This window comes from Cellulomonas sp. P4_B5_2 (genome assembly GCF_056402235.1).
On sequence record NZ_JBFUHU010000379.1, the window covers coordinates 1 to 3,176 of the forward strand.

2 protein-coding genes are annotated in these 3,176 nt (G+C 72.1%); both read left to right on the forward strand.

Annotated features, from left to right (window positions below):
• On the forward strand, window positions 1-2,365 hold a 2,365-nt coding region (locus AC1DUQ_RS19760), incomplete at its 5' end, for a glycoside hydrolase family 48 protein (RefSeq protein WP_477074420.1).
• Between the two features lie 130 nt (window positions 2,366-2,495).
• Window positions 2,496-3,176, forward strand: a 681-nt coding sequence (locus tag AC1DUQ_RS19765) for a sensor domain-containing protein (protein WP_477074421.1), incomplete at its 3' end; no start/stop codon positions are given.

The window sequence follows — 3,176 nt, forward strand, 5'->3', positions numbered from 1 at the left end:
GGTCGCCGGCACGGTGGCCAAGGCCGCCAAGATGGGCGACTACCTGCGCTACGCGCTGTTCGACAAGTACTTCAAGGCGGTCGGCTGCACCTCGCCGTCCTGCCCGGCCGGCTCCGGCAAGGAGAGCGCGCACGGCCTGCTCTCCTGGTACTACGCCTGGGGCGGCGCGCTCGACTCGTCGGCCGGCTGGGCCTGGCGCATCGGGTCCTCGCACGCGCACTTCGGTTACCAGAACCCGCTCGCGGCCTGGGTGCTGTCCACCGACGCGGCCCTGACGCCGAAGTCGCCGACGGCCAAGTCGGACTGGGCCAGCTCGCTGACCCGCCAGCTCGAGTTCTACAAGTGGCTGCAGGCCCCTGAGGGCGGCATCGCCGGTGGCGCGACCAACAGCTGGGACGGCGCGTACGCGACGCCCCCGGCCGGGACGCCGACCTTCTACGGCATGGGCTACACCGAGGCCCCGGTCTACAACGACCCGCCGTCGAACCAGTGGTTCGGCATGCAGGCGTGGGGCATGCAGCGCGTCGCGGAGCTGTACTACGCGTCGGGCAACGCGCAGGCCAAGGCGATCCTCGACAAGTGGGCCCCGTGGGCCGCGGCCAACATCACGGTCTCGGGCTCCACGTGGTCCGTCCCCTCGGAGCTGACCTGGACCGGCAAGCCGGACACCTGGAACGCCGCGAGCCCGGGTTCCAACTCGGGTCTCAAGGTCGTCGTCAAGAGCAGCGGCCAGGACGTCGGCGTCGCCGGCGACACCGCCCGGACGCTCCTGTTCTACGCCGCCAAGTCCGGCAACACGGCCATCCAGACCAAGGTCAAGGCCCTGCTCGACGCCATCTGGGCCTCGAACCAGGACCCGCTGGGCGTCTCGGCGCCGGAGACCCGCACCGACTTCGGCCGGTTCGACGACACCTACGTCGCGGGCGGCAACGGGGTCTACATCCCCGTCGGCTGGACCGGCACCATGCCCAACGGTGACGCCATCAAGCCGGGCGTCTCGTTCCTGGACATCCGCTCTTGGTACAAGCAGGACCCCCAGTGGTCCAAGGTCCAGGCGTACCTGGACGGCGGCGCCGCGCCGACGTTCAGCTTCCACCGGTTCTKGGCCCAGACGGCCGTCGCCGGTGCCATGGCCGACTACGACCGGCTGTTCTCGACGCCGACCCCGACCGACACGGTCGCCCCGAGCGTCCCGACCGGTCTGCTCGTCGGCACCACCACCGCGACGTCGGCCACGATCTCGTGGACGGCCTCGACGGACAACACCGGCGGCTCCGGCGTCGCCGGGTACGACGTGTACCGGGGCGGCGCGCTGGTCGGCTCCTCGACCACCACGTCGTACACGGACACCGGCCTGACGGCATCCACCGCGTACTCGTACACGGTCCGGGCGAAGGACGTGGCCGGCAACGTGTCGGCGGCGTCCTCGGCGCTCAGCGTCACCACCAAGGCCACGCCGACCGACACGGTCGCGCCGAGCGTCCCCACGGGCCTCGCCGCGAGCGCGGTCACCCAGAACAGCCTCACGCTGAGCTGGGCGGCGTCGACCGACAACTCGGGCGGCTCCGGCGTCGCCGGGTACGACGTCTACCGGGGCACGACGAAGGTCGGCTCCACCACGACGACGTCGTACTCCGACACCGGCCTCACCGCGGCGACGGCGTACTCGTACACCGTGCGCTCGCGAGACGTGGCGGGGAACATCTCCGCGGCGTCGAGCGCGCTCTCGGTGACCACGCTGCCGGCCACCACGACGGACACCATCGCCCCGTCGGTGCCTGCGGGCCTCGTCGCGACGACCGTCACGGAGACCAGCGTCGCCCTCACCTGGACCGCGTCCACGGACACGGGTGGCTCGGGCCTCGCCGGGTACGACGTCTACCGGGGGACCACCAAGGTCGGCACGCCGACCGCGGCGTCGTACTCCGACAGCGGCCTCACGGCGGCGACGGCGTACCAGTACACCGTCCGGGCACGGGACAACGCGGGCAACGTCTCCGCCGCGTCCTCGGCCCTCTCGGTCACCACGAAGTCCCCGACGACGACCAGCTCCTGCAAGGTGGCGTACACCGCCAGCAGCTGGAACACGGGCTTCACGGCCTCCGTCAAGGTGACCAACACCGGCTCCACGGCCCTGAACGGCTGGACCCTCGGGTTCTCGTTCGCCAACGGCCAGAAGGTCACCCAGGGCTGGAGTGCCGACTGGTCGCAGTCCGGCACGGCGGTCACCGCCAAGAACGCCGCCTGGAACGGCACCCTCGGTGCCGGCCAGAGCACCGACATCGGGTTCAACGGCTCCCACACGGGGACCAACACCAACCCGACGGCGTTCACGCTGAACGGCGCCACCTGCACCCTCGGCTAGTCGCGTGACGGACGGGCCGGTCCTCACTGGGAGGGCCGGCCCGTCCTGCGCGGGGTAGGGGAAACCCCACCGCGTGCTGGTGGGTGGTCAGGCTGTCAGCCGATCGCTCCGGACCCCTAGCGTCACTGTCATGACCTCACCGACGTCCCCGGGCAGCGTGTCCGACGACCTGCGCGTCGTCGCCCCCGCGTTCACCGACCTCCGCGCCCTGGCCGCGGCCCCCGTGTCGGTCGCGACGTGGCGGGGGATCTCGCAGCTCGTCGTCGGCTCCGTCGTCCTCCTGATCGCGGCGATCGGGCTCGCAGTCGCCCTGTCCGTGTCCCTGTCCCTGGTCGCGGTCCTGATCGGCATCCCGATGTTCGTCGCCACCCTGTGGGCGGGCCGGCCGTTCGCGCAGCTCGAGCGGACGCGGCTGCAGGCCCAGCTGGCGGTCGAGATCTCGGCGCCCACCTACCCGCGGCGTGACGGGGTCTGGGCCTCGTGGTGGGCGATCCTGTCCGACAGTCGCACCTGGGCGCACTCGGCCTACGTGGTGGTCGCGGGCCTGCTCCTCACGGTCCAGAGCGTCGTCGTCACGGTCGCCGGGGGGTTCGCGCTCGGCGGCCTGGTCTACCCGGTGGTCGCCGCGACGAACGGGCTCACCCATCCACCCTTCCCGCTGGTCCTCATGGTCCCGGCGGCGCTCGCCTGCGCCTGGATCGCGGCTCTGGCCGCCCAGGCCGGGTCCCTCGCGATCCTGCGCACCGGACGGTCCCTGCTGGGCGCCTCCGCACGGGCCGAGGCGCTCGAGGCGGCGCGGCAGGCGCAGGCC